Origin of the sequence: Flavobacterium sp., assembly GCF_044341265.1 — a bacterium.
In the GTDB taxonomy this organism is placed as follows: Bacteria; Bacteroidota; Bacteroidia; order Flavobacteriales; family Flavobacteriaceae; genus Flavobacterium.
In genome coordinates, this window is record NZ_JBIISA010000048.1 from 1 (window position 1) to 15,114 (window position 15,114).

14 protein-coding genes are annotated in these 15,114 nt (G+C 31.5%); 6 read left to right on the forward strand and 8 right to left on the reverse strand.

Annotated features, from left to right (window positions below; translation table 11 throughout):
• Window positions 1–162: 162 nt before the first annotated feature.
• The 6 genes from ACIQ06_RS15315 to ACIQ06_RS15340 all read right to left on the reverse strand — a co-directional run bounded on the left by ACIQ06_RS15315 (window position 163) and on the right by ACIQ06_RS15340 (window position 7,168).
• Window positions 163–597 carry a response regulator gene (locus tag ACIQ06_RS15315; RefSeq protein WP_396147793.1) on the reverse strand — a complete coding sequence of 145 codons (435 nt, stop codon included), beginning with the start codon at window positions 595–597 and terminating at the stop codon, window positions 163–165.
• A complete protein-coding gene (locus ACIQ06_RS15320; RefSeq protein WP_396147794.1) occupies window positions 597–3,353 on the reverse strand; it encodes a PAS domain S-box protein in 2,757 nt (918 codons plus the stop codon). The genes ACIQ06_RS15315 and ACIQ06_RS15320 overlap by 1 nt, the downstream gene beginning before the upstream one ends.
• A gap of 3 nt (window positions 3,354–3,356) precedes the next feature.
• On the reverse strand, window positions 3,357–3,917 hold the full coding sequence (locus ACIQ06_RS15325; protein ID WP_396147795.1) for a helix-turn-helix domain-containing protein: 561 nt from the start codon (window positions 3,915–3,917) through the stop codon (window positions 3,357–3,359).
• 32 nt (window positions 3,918–3,949) lie between these two features.
• On the reverse strand, window positions 3,950–4,303 hold the full coding sequence (locus ACIQ06_RS15330) for a cupin domain-containing protein (protein ID WP_396147796.1): 354 nt from the start codon (window positions 4,301–4,303) through the stop codon (window positions 3,950–3,952).
• Between the two features lie 347 nt (window positions 4,304–4,650).
• Window positions 4,651–5,238, reverse strand: a complete 588-nt coding sequence (locus ACIQ06_RS15335) for a dual specificity protein phosphatase family protein (protein WP_396147797.1) — start codon at window positions 5,236–5,238, stop codon at window positions 4,651–4,653.
• Between the two features lies 1 nt (window position 5,239).
• Window positions 5,240–7,168, reverse strand: a complete 1,929-nt coding sequence (locus ACIQ06_RS15340; RefSeq protein WP_396147798.1) for an LTA synthase family protein — start codon at window positions 7,166–7,168, stop codon at window positions 5,240–5,242.
• Between the two features lie 107 nt (window positions 7,169–7,275).
• Between ACIQ06_RS15340 and ACIQ06_RS15345 the strand changes: the two genes are divergently transcribed.
• The 4 genes from ACIQ06_RS15345 (at window position 7,276) to ACIQ06_RS15360 (ending at window position 11,011) form a co-directional block, all read left to right on the forward strand.
• The gene (locus tag ACIQ06_RS15345; RefSeq protein ID WP_396147799.1) at window positions 7,276–9,054 is read left to right on the forward strand and encodes an AMP-dependent synthetase/ligase; all 1,779 of its coding nucleotides are present in this window, start codon (window positions 7,276–7,278) and stop codon (window positions 9,052–9,054) included.
• Window positions 9,055–9,154: 100 nt separating this feature from the next.
• Window positions 9,155–9,556, forward strand: a complete 402-nt coding sequence (locus tag ACIQ06_RS15350) for a hypothetical protein (RefSeq protein ID WP_396147800.1) — start codon at window positions 9,155–9,157, stop codon at window positions 9,554–9,556.
• A gap of 472 nt (window positions 9,557–10,028) precedes the next feature.
• Window positions 10,029–10,358 (forward strand): GIY-YIG nuclease family protein, encoded by a 330-nt coding sequence (locus ACIQ06_RS15355; RefSeq protein ID WP_396147801.1) that lies wholly within the window; start codon window positions 10,029–10,031, stop codon window positions 10,356–10,358.
• A 260-nt stretch (window positions 10,359–10,618) separates the two neighbouring features.
• Window positions 10,619–11,011, forward strand: a complete 393-nt coding sequence (locus ACIQ06_RS15360; RefSeq protein ID WP_396147802.1) for a hypothetical protein — start codon at window positions 10,619–10,621, stop codon at window positions 11,009–11,011.
• Window positions 11,012–11,085: 74 nt separating this feature from the next.
• Here ACIQ06_RS15360 and ACIQ06_RS15365 read toward each other — a convergent pair whose 3' ends face one another.
• A complete protein-coding gene (locus ACIQ06_RS15365) occupies window positions 11,086–12,453 on the reverse strand; it encodes a hypothetical protein (protein WP_396147803.1) in 1,368 nt (455 codons plus the stop codon).
• 152 nt (window positions 12,454–12,605) lie between these two features.
• Between ACIQ06_RS15365 and ACIQ06_RS15370 the strand changes: the two genes are divergently transcribed.
• Together ACIQ06_RS15370 and ACIQ06_RS15375 are read left to right on the forward strand one after the other, a co-directional pair.
• The gene (locus ACIQ06_RS15370) at window positions 12,606–13,559 is read left to right on the forward strand and encodes a DUF6624 domain-containing protein (RefSeq protein WP_396147804.1); all 954 of its coding nucleotides are present in this window, start codon (window positions 12,606–12,608) and stop codon (window positions 13,557–13,559) included.
• 40 nt (window positions 13,560–13,599) lie between these two features.
• Window positions 13,600–13,980, forward strand: coding sequence for a VOC family protein (locus tag ACIQ06_RS15375; protein ID WP_396147805.1), 381 nt, complete (start codon window positions 13,600–13,602; stop codon window positions 13,978–13,980).
• Window positions 13,981–14,507: 527 nt separating this feature from the next.
• On the opposite strand, the gene ACIQ06_RS15380 is transcribed toward ACIQ06_RS15375, so the two are convergent.
• Complete coding sequence (locus tag ACIQ06_RS15380; protein WP_396147807.1) at window positions 14,508–15,053, reverse strand: hypothetical protein; 546 nt, start codon at window positions 15,051–15,053, stop codon at window positions 14,508–14,510.
• Window positions 15,054–15,114: the final 61 nt, after the last annotated feature.

A 15,114-nucleotide genomic window follows, 5' to 3' on the forward strand; every position in this document is an offset into this window, starting at 1 on the left:
AATAAAAAACAGTTGCAAAAAGTAAAACGCTTATAACGGATGTATAAAATCCTACTATAAGCGTTTTTTTATTCTCTAAAAAACGGTGCTAATCAAAATAAACGATGTTTTTCAGTGCCCTCCTATTGTAGTGATGCCTTTTTCATTTAATTTGTTTAATTTCTACATTTTACTCATGTACCAATGTAACTGCTTATCAATTTTTTGAGTATGTAACACTTTAACAATAATTTGTTTCAATCTCAAAAAAGCAGTTTCGCTTTTCACCACATAATCTGTTGCTTTGTGATGAATACATTTAATAGCTACATCAATCTTATCTTGTGATGAAAGCATAATGACCGGAACTTGTTGATTTTCCAGCTTGATTTTATCCAAAACCTCCAATCCATTCATGGCTCCTTTATTGATTCCGTCTAAATGATAATCAAGAATTATGATATCTGGATTTTCGTTTAAATTTTCTAAGCAAAGTTCTCCTGTTGAGAATGTTCTAATTTCAAAGTCAGCACTCTCGAGGAAATCTATTTGTAGTGACTTTAAAAAAAGTGCATCATCATCTACAAGGAACAGTTTTATTTTTTTTTCGTCTAGCATTATTTTGAATTTTTTATGGTAATAAGTTCTTCTTCCAATTCTTTACAAGCTTGTAAACAGATAGTTTCTAGTTGAGTAACCATTTTTAAAACCGTGACTTCATCTAGTTGTTGATTGGCAAACTCTTGTACTTTTTTGGCTATAATTTCAAAATCTTGGTGAATTCCAACTATAGAAAAGGAAGGAATTAGCTTATGAACAGTGGCATAAAGCATGCTCCAATCTTTATCAATATAGCTTTGTTTCATGGTTGAAACTAATGGTGGAGTCTGATTTAAATACAGAAGAATCATTTCCGACATTAAAGCAGGATTTGATTTTGTTCGCTGCATTAAGTAATTCAAATCGGTGCAACGAACTTGATTGATTCTTTGAACTGTTTCTTCATTAGTTTCTTTATTTTTTTTATCCAATATTTTTACTATTTTGCTGTATAACAATCTTTCATTAACTGGTTTAGCAATATAATCATTCATTCCAACAGCGTTACATTTTGATAAATCGGCAGTAGTTACATCAGCCGTTAAAGCAATAATTGGAATGTTTGATTTCAAAGTATTTCTAATGTATTTTGTGGCTTCAAATCCGTTCATTACTGGCATTTGCAAATCCATTAGAATAATATCATAATGTGATTTCGACATCTTGTCAATAGCTATTTGACCATTAGAAGCGATATCGCATCCAAAACCAAAATCATCTAGCAACGTTCGCATCAGTAATTGATTTAAAGCAATATCTTCGACCACTAAAACATTAATATTTTGAACTTCATCTGTAACTTCCTCAATTTCAACTAATAAATCGGCATCCAAATTTGTTTTTTGAAAAGAAAGTTGAAAACTAAAAACAGAACCTACATTAAAAATACTTTGCACTTTTATGGTTCCGTTTTGTCCTTCAACTAGTTGTTTTACTATAGCTAATCCTAATCCTGTTCCGCCATATAATCTAGACGTTCCGCTTGAAGCTTGTTGAAAATTTTCAAAAATGGTACTAAGTTTTGAATCGAGAATACCAATTCCTGTGTCAGAAACTGCAAACTCAATAATTACGTTATCATTGTTTTCTTCTACCAATTTTACACTAACTACAACTTTTCCTTCTGAAGTAAACTTAACTGCATTGCTCACTAAATTGAGAATTATTTGATGCAATCTAACAGGATCGCCAAGTAAAACCTCTGGAATATTTGAATCATATTCTTTTATTAATAAAATATTTTTTTCTTGACATTTGATATCAAATAAATGAATCATCGCCGATAAAGAAACTTCCAATTTAAAAGGCACTTTTTCAAAAGTCATTTTACCCGAATCGACTTTTGCTAAATCTAAAATATCATTAATAAGAACAATCAATGCATCACCACTGATTTTAATAGCTTGCAAATATTCTCTTTGTTTGGCTGATAAATCTGTTTTTAAAACCACTTTTGTAAATCCAATTATGGCATTCATTGGAGTTCTAATTTCATGACTCATATTAGATAAAAACTGTTGTTTAGCTTTAACAGAATCTACGGCAACACGAGTAGCATTTTCTGCTTTTATTAGAGCTTCTTCTGCAATTCCTGTTGCATTCTCTGATAATGCTTTGGCTTCAATTAGTTCTTTTTCTGCCTTTTTTTGTTCGGTAATATCTCTTGCAACCACAACTGCTCCAATAACATTGCCGTCGGCATCTTTATAAACAGAACCATTAAATAAAACGCTTGTTAGTTTTCCATCGATTAAAACTAAAGGATAATCTACTACAAAACCTTTTGCAAAAACTTCTTCATATCCTTTTTTGGCAAGTTCTGGTTCGGTAAAATAATTGATAAAATCAGAACCAATTAAATCTTCTTTAGACACATCGGTAACTCTAACTGAAGCTTGATTGGTGTCAGTTATTTTTCCTTCTAAACTGATTGTAAATAATGGATCACGACTTGCTTCAATTAAGCTTAATGAATATTGTGATGCCAGTTTTAAAGAATAATTATAGGCTTCTAATTCTTTGCTCTCAACTACTCTTTTTTCTTTTTCTTGGTTTTGAAAGTTAAGTTCTTTTCCGGCAATGACTAATTCGTTAGCACGATTTCGTTTTTCATGAGTTTGAAATTCAAGTTCTTTGTTTGCAATTAGTAATTCATCTGCGCGATTTTGTTTTTCTTTATTTTGAAAAACTAATTCTTTGTTGGCAATAGTTAATTCACTTGCTCTATTTTCTTTTTCTTGATTTTGAAACACTAATTCTTTATTTGCAATAGTAAGTTCGTTAGCACGTTTTTCCTTCTCTTCATTTTGAAAAGCTAGTTCTTTATTGGCAATAACTAATTCGGCTGCTCGTTTTTCTTTTTCTTTATTTTGAAATGCTAGTTCTTTGTTGGCGTTTTTTAAATCTAAAGCCCATTTTTGTTCGGCAATATCTCTAGCAACAATAACAACTCCAAGCACTTTTTGGTTTTCATCTTTATAAATCGAACCGTTGAATAAAACATCGGTAAGTTTTCCTCTATTGTGACGAAGTGTCAATGGCGAATCGGCAACCGAACCATTAGCGAAAACTTCTTGATAAACTTCTCTTGCTTTTTGAGGTTCTGTAAAATAATCGAAGAAATCAGAATCTGTAAGTTCCTCACGTGATAATCCTGTAATGTTTATAGTCGCTTGATTCATATCCATAATTTTACCATCAATATTTATGGTCACTAATGGATCTAAACTTGCTTCTATTAAACTACGAGCATATTGATTTTCTTGATTTTTCATACTTTAAATTTCTTCAATAGGACATCTTCGTTTGTCTTTAAGTAATTTGAAATGTGATGGCGATAATCCTGTAACTTTTTTAAACTGATTAGATAAATGAGCAACACTACTATAATTTAATATATAGGATATTTCGGTAAGGTTTAATTCATCATACAAAATCAATTCTTTTGCACGTTCTATTTTATGATTGATAATAAACTGTTGAATGGTAATGCCTTTTACTTCAGAAAAAATATTTGATAAATAAGTATAATCATGATGAAGCTTCTCTCCAATATAATCTGAATAATTCACTTTAGGAACTTCATCTGTATAATGGACCATTTCGATTATTACGTTTTTAATTCTTTCAATTAATACCGCTTTTTTATCGTCCATCAATTCTAAACCATAAACTAATAATGCTTTGTTTAATTCTGTAAGTTTCTCTACAGAAAGTTCCTCCATGATTTCAACTTCGCCCAAGTCAACTAATACAAAATGAAGTCCCATTTTTCTTAACTCTTCCTTAACCACCATTTTACATCGAGTGCTAACCATGTATTTGATATAGAGTTTCATATAGTTCTTATTTACATTGTATTTGTTAAAGTCTATTCTTCATAACCGCTTTTAATCACTGTAGAAATCATTTTAAACTGAACATTAGCATTAAACTGATGCTTAGAATTTGCTGGTATTATGATTCCTTCGCCCAACTTTAGTTTGTATTTCTTGTCATTAATGGTAATTTCTGCAACGCCATCAATTATTTGAATATAGGTATCAAACGCAGAACTTTTTTCATCTAATTCCTCACCTGCATCAAAGGAGGAAACGGTAACATTACCTGTAGTTTTTTTTATAATAGTTCTACTGACTACAGCGTTTTGCATGTATTCAATAATTTCAACAATGATGTGAATTTTTGATTTTTCTAATTCGGCATTGTCATTGACTTTTTTCATTTTTTTGTTTTTTATATTATATTTATATTTAAACAATTGTTAAAAAAACATACGCTACAAAGTTGAATAAACTTATCATGTTGTAGTTTACATTTAGATTTTTATAACTTACATAAATCACACTTATGCAATTGTTTTTAAGTTAAATTAGTTAGGTAATTGAGAAGAAAATCAGTTATTATTTAAGCTGATTGAATTGGGTTAAATGAAGTAGTAATACCTAACAAAGGCATTTCTCTATAAAGGTAGTTTAAATAAAAGGAACTAAATTTTTATATTGCAGTTATAATTTGAAATGATTAACAATTTAACATAAAAAAAAGCGACTCTTACGAATCGCTATTGCTTTATTTATTCTCTGTTGCCTTTTGTTTTCGGCTCTTGTAAGCTTTTAGATATTCTCCTTTGGGCTTTCCATCATCAAAAGAACTGAACATAACCGGAAAAGCTGCTTTGCTTCTAGCCTCTTCATTTGAAAATCCTTCGTATTCAATTCTGTAAAGTGCCGAATACATTTGCGCTCTTCCAATTCCGTGATAGCAATGAATCAATACAGGATAATTATCTTGATTGTCCATGATCTTGAAAAAAGAATCCAAATTCTCTTGTTTCGGAACTTGATCGGAACCATTATTGAAGTAATTTACTCCAGGAATTTTTGCTACAGCTTCCTTCTCTGCTGTCAATTCAGCAGGAACTTCTGGGTTATTCACATCATCTCCAGTCCCAGGAAAACGTAAATCAACTATAGATTTGATTTTATATTTCTTTACATAATCAGCAATCTCATCTGGCGGAATCACACCACTTTTATAAACTTTACCTTCAGTGATTTCCATAAAATTATGGTTGATATGTCTATCATAAACATACTTTCCTGTAATGCCCAAAACCACTACAACTAAAGCAATTAGTATCTTCTTTTTAGTACTCATTTTATTTATCTTTTGAAGTCAGTTTTTTGTCGATAATGCGTTCCATATAATCTTGTAAGAACGCTTTGCAACGTTTCTCTAGCAAATTCATTTCTGCATTGCGCTGACCTATTAAATTGTTTTTTAAATCTTTATCTTCCTTTTTATAGAAACCAACCGCTTTCTCACCATCAAAGGTACAAATATAATTGCCACTCATCATTTGATAATGATCGGAAGAATAACGCATTACAAATGGTGGTACTTTTTTCTCACTTATTAAACTTCTACCCCAACTTCTAAAAGGCTTGTCATAACCCATCATGTCTAGCAATGTAGGATAAATATCAATCTGTTGTGCCCAATCTTTATTTACACCAACATACTTCTTGTTCGGACTAAAAAACAAAATCGGAACGGTATGAAAGTTTTGATCTTTCAAATAATCATCATAAAAGATTAAATTATCATGGTCTGCAACCAATACGAAAATGGTATTCTGATACCATTTTTCCTTTTTAGCAGCATTGAAAAACTGTTTCAAAGCATAATCAGTGTAGCCAATACATTGGTGAATTGGATTATCACCTTTCGGAAATTTACCTATATATTTATCAGGAACAATGTAAGGTTCATGTGACGAAACCGAAAACAAAGTCGCCATAAAAGGTTGTTGTTTTTTCGAAATCGTTTTGTTGAAATACTGCATAAAAGGTTCGTCCCAAATACCCCAAACACCATCAAAATCGGCATCGTTGTTGTATTCGTTTTTACCATAATAATGGTCGTAACCCAATATATTTCCAAAACCTAAGAAACCCATCGAACCATTGGGCGCACCGTGAAAAAACGAAGTATCATAACCTTCACTTTTCAAAACAGAAACCAACGATTCTATCTTTTGTTTCGGATAAGGCGACGAGGTAAATGCATCTTTAAAAGACGGAACTCCAGCAATTACAGACGACATTCCGTGGATGGATTTATAACCATTTGCATAACCATTAGTGTATATCATACTATGTTGTGACAATGAATCTACAAACGGAGAATATCCTTTATAGTTGCGAATATTCATGTCTTTGTTGAAAGCACTAATGTATTCTTTAGCATAACTCTCCAAAATCAAAATCACAACATTGGGTTTCGTTTTCGGATTGTTTTTATAGTGTTTGATAGGAACAATTAAGGAATCAATCGTTGTTTTATCTACCAAATTTACTTTCTTAAACGTATTGGTATTCCAAGTTCTAATAATGGCAAAAGGTGTATTTAAAACAAAATCAGCTTGAGAAGCATCTGTTACAAATCTACTGGCATCGAGTAAATTAATTGGTCGAGTGCTTTTTCTAAAATCACCTCTAATTCCTCCAATGCAAAGTGCTGTAATCAATAAAAAACTAAATACAGAAGCCAAGAAATACTTGAAATTTGGTTTTGATTCATGGTGTTTTACTTTTACTTTTTTGTACAAATAAATCCACAGGAAAGCCATCAAGAAAAACAGGAAGAAAACGTGCCAATAATTCACCAAGAAATTCAAGAACAGCGAACCTTTATTACTCTCATTTTGAAGCGTATCCAAGGATGCTCTTGTACTTCTATTGAAGGTGTATTTGTAGTAAATAAAATCAATAAAATTGGCCGTATAAAAAATCAGATTGACTGTAAAATACAAGTAAAATAAAAACTTCTGAAATCCTTTTCTGGTGTTGATTAGTAAAGGTAAAACCGATAAAATTATAAATAGTGAATTAGCATAGAGAATTGTAGTTGTATCAAATGCTAAGCCGTGATAACACAATTTTATAAAGGCAACAAAAGAATCTATTTTAATTAAATTTTGATTATAAAAATAGAACAAAATTCGAGCCATCATATAAAACAAATAGGCCAAACCTATTCTGTAAAACAGCACTTTATATTCGTTAAGTCTTGGAAATTTATTCATCTATTGCTACTACAATTTTGTGCAAAACTACTAAATTGAAAAAGGATATTTAAAAATAAATTGTTAATCTGTAATTTATTAATTAATTTGCATCAAAATTAGCAGCTATGATTCAAATTACGCGTTTATTTGACTTCCCATATTATCAATTAGAAAAGAATAATGTTCCAGATTGTCTTGTTACTAAGTACAATGGTGTTTGGGTAAAAACTTCAACACAGGAATATGTTGATAAATCAAATGCCATCTCACGTGCTTTATTACGCATGGGAATTCAGAAAAATGATAAAATTGCCATCATTTCTTCGTCCAACAGAACCGAATGGAACATTATGGATATTGGAGTTATGCAAACTGGAGCACAAACTGTTCCAATATATCCAACCATTGCAGCCGAAGATTACGAATATATTCTAAACCACTCAGAAGCTTCCTATTGTTTTGTTTCAGATGATGTGGTTTTGCAAAAATTGCTTTCCATTAAGAAAAACGTTCCTCTTTTAAAAGATATCTTTTCATTTGATGAAATTAATGGATGTAAAAATTGGAAAGAAGTGCTTGCTTTAGGTGAAGATTCATCCAATCAAGATGTTGTGGAAGACCGAAAAAACAATGTCAAACCAGAAGAATTGGCTACAATCATTTATACTTCTGGAACTACAGGTAAACCCAAAGGCGTAATGCTTTCCCACAATAATATTGTTTCTAATGTGTTAGATAGTTCGCCAAGAATTCCTTTTGAAGAAGGAACCAGTCGTGCCTTGAGCTTCTTGCCTATTTGTCACATTTTTGAACGTGTTATTTTATACATTTATCAATACTATTCGGTAGCGATTTATTTCGCAGAATCTATTGAAAAACTTTCTGATAATATCAAAGAAGTTAAACCAACTGTTTTCTCAGTTGTGCCAAGACTTCTTGAAAAAGTATATGATAAAATCTATGCCAAAGGTGCCGAATTAACCGGAATCAAAAAGAAACTATTCTTTTGGGCAATCGATTTAGGTTTGAAATACGAACCTTATGGAGCCAACGGATTTTGGTATGAAACCCAACTTAAAATCGCAAGAAAACTTATTTTTAGCAAATGGCAAGAAGGTTTGGGTGGCAATCTAACTGTTATGGTTTCAGGAAGTGCAGCCTTACAACCAAGATTAACTAGAGTTTTTGCAGCTGCAGGAATGCCAGTTATGGAAGGTTATGGTTTGACTGAAACTTCTCCTGTAATCTCTGTAAACGACATGAGAAATGGTGGATTTAAAGTAGGTTGTGTTGGTAAAGTCATCAATAATGTAGAAGTAAAAATTGCTGAAGATGGCGAAATCCTTTGTAAAGGACCAAACGTAATGATGGGTTACTACAAAGACCAACAACTAACCGATGAAGTGATTGTAAACGGCTATTTTCATACTGGTGATATTGGTGAAATCGACTCACAAGGTTTCTTAAAAATCACTGACAGAAAGAAAGAAATGTTCAAGACTTCTGGAGGAAAATACATTGCACCACAATTGATTGAAAACGCAATGAAACAATCGTTATTTATTGAACAAATCATGGTAATTGGCGATGGTGAAAAAATGCCAGGTGCTTTCATTCAACCAAGTTTTGATTTTCTTAGAGAATGGGCAAAACGCCACCATGAAGACATTGGCGACTTAAACGAAGAAATTGCCTCAAACCCAAAAGTAATAGCACGAATTCAAGAAGAAGTAAACGAAATCAATAAGAAATTCGGAAATTGGGAAATGATTAAACGTTTCGAATTAACGCCCAACATTTGGAGTATAGATGGCGGCGAACTAACACCAACACTAAAACTAAAACGTAAAGTAGTAAGAGAAAAATACAAAGATCTTTACGACAAAATTTATAGAACTGAATAAATTGAGAAACACCTTTAACGAGGTGTTTTTTTATTAGTATATTTGATAAATCGAATGATTTGTTTTATTGCATAAATTATAAAAACCTTTGACAAAAAATATGAAAATTAGACCTCTTTTTCTATTCATTTTAATGATGACTTTCATATCATGTGGCAAAGAATCGTCAGAAGCAAATGAGTCATTTGAACTTTGGTCTAATCATGAAGTACCAGCCGACTTCAAAATTTATAATGGTCAATACTGGAAATCATCGCATTGGAGTTATGAATACATTACCTTTTTGCATTTCAAAGCTCCAACTAATTGGATTGATGATTTTATAAAATTAAATGATTTGCAAATAGCAACCGGAGAATATAGTATGCCATATGATGCACCAGAATGGTTCGCACCAAAAGTTGGTCAAAAAGTTTATATAGAAAAAGGAATTACTCAAGGTTCAATGTATTTCGTTAATGAAAAAACAGGCGAAGTTTTCTTGTATGAAATTCAATTGTAAATATTTAATCGTAAACAAATAAAGAATAACAATACTTGAATAACTATTAAGATTCCTACGAATGACAAAAAAGACTAGTTTTGTCATTCCGACAAAGGAGGAATCAGACTCACTAATCACACAAGTCCGTAAAACAAAGAAAAGCAAACTTGAGTTACTAGTGAGATTCTTCGTGCCTCAGAATGACAAAAAAGAGCATTCTATTGTCATACCGAGAGAATTCGAGGGGCTTTTAACTCAGTAATCACACAAAACAATTACATAAAGAATATCAATACTTTAATAACTAATGATATTCCTACGGAATGACAAAAAAGACCAGTTTTGTCATTCCGACAACGGAGGACTCGAGCGATAGCGAATAGGCGAAGCAATCACAATAGAAAATCACACAAGCCCATAAAAAAAAAAGCAAATTCTAAGTTACTAATGAGATTCTTCGTGCCTCAGAATGACAAAAAAAAGCATGACCATGAACAACACAATGATTGAGTATAACGAAGGATACCTTACTTTCTATGTTTACATCATAACGAATAAACATAGGTCAACATATTACACAGGAATGACAAATAATTTAGGAAGACGTTTAACAGAACATAAAGAAAATATAGAAAAAGGAGTTAAAACGTTTGCTTCAAAATACAACATTGAATTTTTAGTATATTATGAAAAATTCACTTGGGTTGACCAAGCAATAGCAAGAGAAAAAGAAATTAAAGGATGGAAAAGAGACAAAAAATTAGACCTTATTAGATCCTTTAATGAAAATTTCGAGTTTTTGAATCATCGTTTTGTGTAATCTTTTAATCAACTATATTTTATCATTAAGTATGCATTTTGTCATTCCGACAACGGAGGAATCACACATGCTAATCACACTCGCTAATCACACAAAACAATCAAAATTAAGCCATCGTCACTTTGAGTGCTTTTGAAAACAAAAACCCTAATTATAAACAATTCCGATTCTTAAATAGTTAATAATTAAACACCTACTCCATTAAACAATTCTTGATTTTTAGTATTTTTATTCCATTAACCAATAAAACTATTTTAATTATGAATGTAAAAAACTTTATTATTGGAGGAATCGTCGGTGGAATTGTCGACTTCCTTTTAGGTTGGCTGCTTTGGGGTATTTTGTTTGCAGACTTCTTTGAGTCAAAAGATGAAAGTCAAATAAATATGGCATTTATTTTTATGGGATGCATGACATTTGGATTTTCAATTTCTTATATTTTTTCTAAATGGGCTAATATTTCAACCGCGCTATCAGGACTAAAAGCTGGAGCAGTAATTTCATTATTTCTTACCTTATTTCATAATTTTTTCCATTATAGTGAAGTAGTAACTCCAAACTATAAAATAATTACTTTTGATGTTCTGTTAACAGTATTATGTGGTGCCATTGTTGGTGCAGTAATTGGTATTGTAAATGGAAAAATGAAATAATACTAAACTCCAACCAATAATTTGAAAACCATGAGTTTCGGCTCGTGGTTTTTGATTTTAAATACTCACTATTCTTAAAATACAATACTGGTAGTTGGAATACTATTAACAAATATACTTTTATCAGAATTCAAACTAATCCCATTTCTATCACCTTCAAAAGTTACTTTAGCATTTTTCAATTCAAATGTTTTCCTAACCAGATTTCCTGTGTTTTTATGAGCATGAAAAAAACGCGGTAAATTTGGTGGATTTTGATTGGGTGCTTGGGTACTAAACAACGTTTGCCCAAAGTAAAAATGCATCGGATATAAAACACTATCCATCGTCAAGGAATCCTTACTTTTTATGTAGAAATAACGACCTTTAAAATCATTATCCTTGTAGAGTTTTGTAAATGCTTTTACAATTTCAAAATCGGAAAAAACTATTAAATCATAATCGGTTTTGTTTTTTATAGTAACTGTTTCTTTTGATTTTGCTTCAACATAACTCCTACTCACAAAATCAAAACCTGTTTTTAAAGTATCTGAATAGTTGCCCATAAGCAGCACATTATTTTGTGCAGGCTTTACAAAACTTTCATAGAAACCTTTTGGTTCTAAATCGCTCTTTCTTACTGGTTCGTCTTTCTTTAAAAACATAATTCCAAAAGCTATAATAAGTATTACAATTCCTAGAAGCCCTAACATGAATTTAAAATCGCCCATTACTCTATTCCGAATCTTTACTTCATAGGCATCGGTTGGTACATAGAACAAATAATGCAAACCTTTAAACATGGTTTCGAAGAAGAACACTATTCCTGGCTTGTCAATATGACTTGCTATCTCGCGCATTTCTTGATACATCAACTGTTTTACCTTAGCTTCTTTCTTAACCAAAACCTCAACAGGAACAAGCGCAATTAATTCTGATACTTTTTTAAATTCGTCATCGTGCTTTAACTTTCCTTTGCGAGTCATTTCACCAATGTAGCCATCCAGTTTGAACTCCAAGCGATGCGTCAATAAATCAACAACTTCCATTGGAAGAATTTCTAAGTATTTAAGGAATACTTTCAAAGCAACAAAATCTTGTTGCTCCAATCGTGTGATTACAAATTGATTCAACTCATTCGATAAATTAGCCGAAATTTCTTGTTTTAAAGCACTATAATCGTAGGAATCAAAATTGGGAACTCCATAGTCTTTCAAGAAATTAAACCGTTCAAAAAGCAACGAATAGAATTCTTCATTGGTAGGTAAAAACTGAAGTAAAGCACTGTTATTTTTGAGTGCATCTAGAAAACGTTCTACATCGTTGGTATTGAATTTTGAGCTATCAATACGAACTTCGGTCTTCAATAACTTTTCATATTTGACAATCGTTTCCGAATCCAAATCCGAAAGTGACTGAGGATGCAACTTCTTTAGATATTGATAACAATGAATAAAACTCATACTTTGTGTACTGCAATAACGCTTACCGCAATGATACAAAAAAATAGTTCAAAGTAAATTCGAATTAAAAGTCAATTTTAACAAACTTTATAATAATTGATTATTTGTGATTTTACAAATTTTATATATTTACTAAATATAAATCAACTTTTATGAAAACAACGCTTACCACCATCCTACTCTTCCTTTTCTCATTAAGTTTTTCCCAAAATTATAAATCACTTGTTAGTGAAGCTGATGCTTTATACAAAAACAAAGACTATAAAAAGTCGGTTGAAAAATATACCGAGGCTTTTAAAATAGAACAAAAAAGCGGTAGTGATTTTTACAATGCGGCTTGTTCGGCGGCACTTTTAGGAAAAAAGAATGTGGCTTTTCAATGGTTGCAACTTGCTTTAGACAAAGGTTGGATTAACGTAAGACATTTAAAAACGGATACCGATTTGGACGCTTTGCACAATGATAAAAAGTGGTTACCTTTTGTAAACGAAATGCAGAAAATCGTTGATGTAAAAGAAGCCAATTTAGACAAACCTTTACAAGCCGAACTATTAGCGATTTATGAAGACGATCAAGATATTAGAAGAACATTCATTAAAGCCCAAAAAGACTATGGTTATCAGAGTAAAATTGTAGATAGTCTGGGAAGAATCATGATGCAAAAAGACAGTATCAACTTAATTAAAGTTACCAAAATATTAGACAAACATGGTTGGGTTGGTGCCGATAAAGTGGGCGGTCAAGCCAATCAAACGCTGTTTTTGGTGATTCAACATTCCGATTTACCTACACAACAAAAATACCTTCCAATGATGCGTGAAGCGGTTAAAAACAAAAATGCTAGCAGTAGCGCACTAGCTTTACTAGAGGACCGAGTAGCTCTTGGTGAAGGCAAAAAACAAATCTACGGAAGCCAAATTGGTTTTGACAAAGAAACCAATACCAATTATGTACTACCTCTAGAAGATCCTGATACTGTAGACCAACGAAGAGCCAGTGTCGGACTTGGACTATTAGCAGATTATGTCAAAAATTGGAACATCGTTTGGAATGTGGAAGAGTACAAAAAGCAGCTACCAGAACTTGAAGCAAAAAGTAAAAAATAATTAATATTTTGAATAATAACCAAAAACAAAAAGTAACATTATGAAAAATCCATTTGCTTGGGTAGAAATTTATGTGTCTGATTTGGCACGTGCCAAAAAATTTTACGAAACCGTATTAAACATTACCATGATTCCGATGGAAACTCCTGGAGGTTTTGGCGACCTTGAAATGCTATGCTTTCCTTGGGAAGAAGGCGGAAAAAATATTAGTGGTGCTTTATGTAAAATGAAAGATATGCCCCCAGGAAATGGCGGTACACTAGTTTATTTTGGATGCGATGATTGTTCGGTAGAACTTTCTCGTGTAGCGCAAGCTGGCGGCACCGTACTTCAAGAAAAAATGGCATTAGGAGAACACGGCTTTTGCGGAATTGCATTAGACACCGAAGGAAACTCAATTGGATTTCATTCTATGGCATAACTGTAATAAAATTAAATAACCAGAAACCACAAGTCATCGCTTGTGGTTTTTTTATGCTTTTTTCACAAAGAAATCCTCATAAAATGAAAGGTTTTGACATAGAATGAACACTTTTGAACGGTTACTACCCATTTTATAGGGGTTTGGTTCGTAGTTCGTTCGTAGTTTGTTCCTAAGCGTTTCGCAAAAAATAACTTTTTATCGAACAAGCTAGGAACAAAGCCAAAACAAAACTCAAAAAAGATAATAATAGTTTATCAGTTGCTTTTTACCTTTGTGAAAATTAGGTAGAAGTACGTGATTTTTATAATATATAATTTATTACATTAGCAGAGTAAAACTAGAACAAGTAGCGCTAATCATACCTAATTTGGGTGTATTAGGATGATAACGTCAGACTTATACACTAGTTGGCAGAAACCTTGGAGCTACACACAACGCAAAAAAAATCAAACAAAAAATCAAACAAAAAAAAGATGTTAAAACATCTTTTTTTTGTCTTTCTTATTTTTGAGAGTTATAAAAAACTATCTATAGTAATTATCGTTTTTACTTTTAAAAATTTCTCCATCAGCTTTAATAAATGGTAGTGTAATTAGTCCTGCTACAATTGCAGAAAATATACTAGAAAATATATTTTGAACACTAAAGGGTAACTTCTCAAAATCCTTAATATCATCAGTTTTTTCACCCGAAGACTGTAATAGTGCTTCTAAAGAACTTGCATAATCCTTTGACAAAGAATTATCAAATAAAAAGTAAATTGAATCGAACAAAGTGTATGCAAAAATTGAAATAAAAAGAACAATTAACACTTGATAAATTTTCTTTATCGGTTGTTCGTTATTCTTAATAGCTAATTTTCTAACTTTGTTAATACCAACTATATTTACAATTATTATTGATAGAAATAAATAAAAACCACCTATTAAAGGTAACATTATTGTTTCACCCATACTAATTCCATCATTTTGCCATAATGTAGTTGTTAAAAGTGTAAATAAAAAAGTAACCACACCTATCAAAAAGCCTATTTCAATTAAAGCCTTTTCTTTTTTAATTTTTTGAATCATTTTTTAGAATTTTATAGTTAAAGAAAAATTTTGTGTAAATAAATGAAATGGCAAAAATAAA

Bases quoted from the DNA above. Each gene is read 5' to 3' on its own strand.
- ACIQ06_RS15330 (WP_396147796.1), bottom strand. From the start codon at position 4,303: ATGAAAAAAGTCAATGACAATGCCGAATTAGAAAAATCAAAAATTCAC.
- ACIQ06_RS15375 (WP_396147805.1), top strand. From the start codon at position 13,600: ATGAAAAATCCATTTGCTTGGGTAGAAATTTATGTGTCTGATTTGGCA.
- ACIQ06_RS15355 (WP_396147801.1), top strand. From the start codon at position 10,029: ATGAACAACACAATGATTGAGTATAACGAAGGATACCTTACTTTCTAT.
- ACIQ06_RS15380 (WP_396147807.1), bottom strand. From the start codon at position 15,053: ATGATTCAAAAAATTAAAAAAGAAAAGGCTTTAATTGAAATAGGCTTT.
- ACIQ06_RS15350 (WP_396147800.1), top strand. From the start codon at position 9,155: ATGAAAATTAGACCTCTTTTTCTATTCATTTTAATGATGACTTTCATA.
- ACIQ06_RS15315 (WP_396147793.1), bottom strand. From the start codon at position 597: ATGCTAGACGAAAAAAAAATAAAACTGTTCCTTGTAGATGATGATGCA.
- ACIQ06_RS15325 (WP_396147795.1), bottom strand. From the start codon at position 3,917: ATGAAACTCTATATCAAATACATGGTTAGCACTCGATGTAAAATGGTG.
- ACIQ06_RS15345 (WP_396147799.1), top strand. From the start codon at position 7,276: ATGATTCAAATTACGCGTTTATTTGACTTCCCATATTATCAATTAGAA.
- ACIQ06_RS15340 (WP_396147798.1), bottom strand. From the start codon at position 7,168: ATGAATAAATTTCCAAGACTTAACGAATATAAAGTGCTGTTTTACAGA.
- ACIQ06_RS15365 (WP_396147803.1), bottom strand. From the start codon at position 12,453: ATGAGTTTTATTCATTGTTATCAATATCTAAAGAAGTTGCATCCTCAG.
- ACIQ06_RS15370 (WP_396147804.1), top strand. From the start codon at position 12,606: ATGAAAACAACGCTTACCACCATCCTACTCTTCCTTTTCTCATTAAGT.
- ACIQ06_RS15320 (WP_396147794.1), bottom strand. From the start codon at position 3,353: ATGAAAAATCAAGAAAATCAATATGCTCGTAGTTTAATAGAAGCAAGT.
- ACIQ06_RS15360 (WP_396147802.1), top strand. From the start codon at position 10,619: ATGAATGTAAAAAACTTTATTATTGGAGGAATCGTCGGTGGAATTGTC.
- ACIQ06_RS15335 (WP_396147797.1), bottom strand. From the start codon at position 5,238: ATGAGTACTAAAAAGAAGATACTAATTGCTTTAGTTGTAGTGGTTTTG.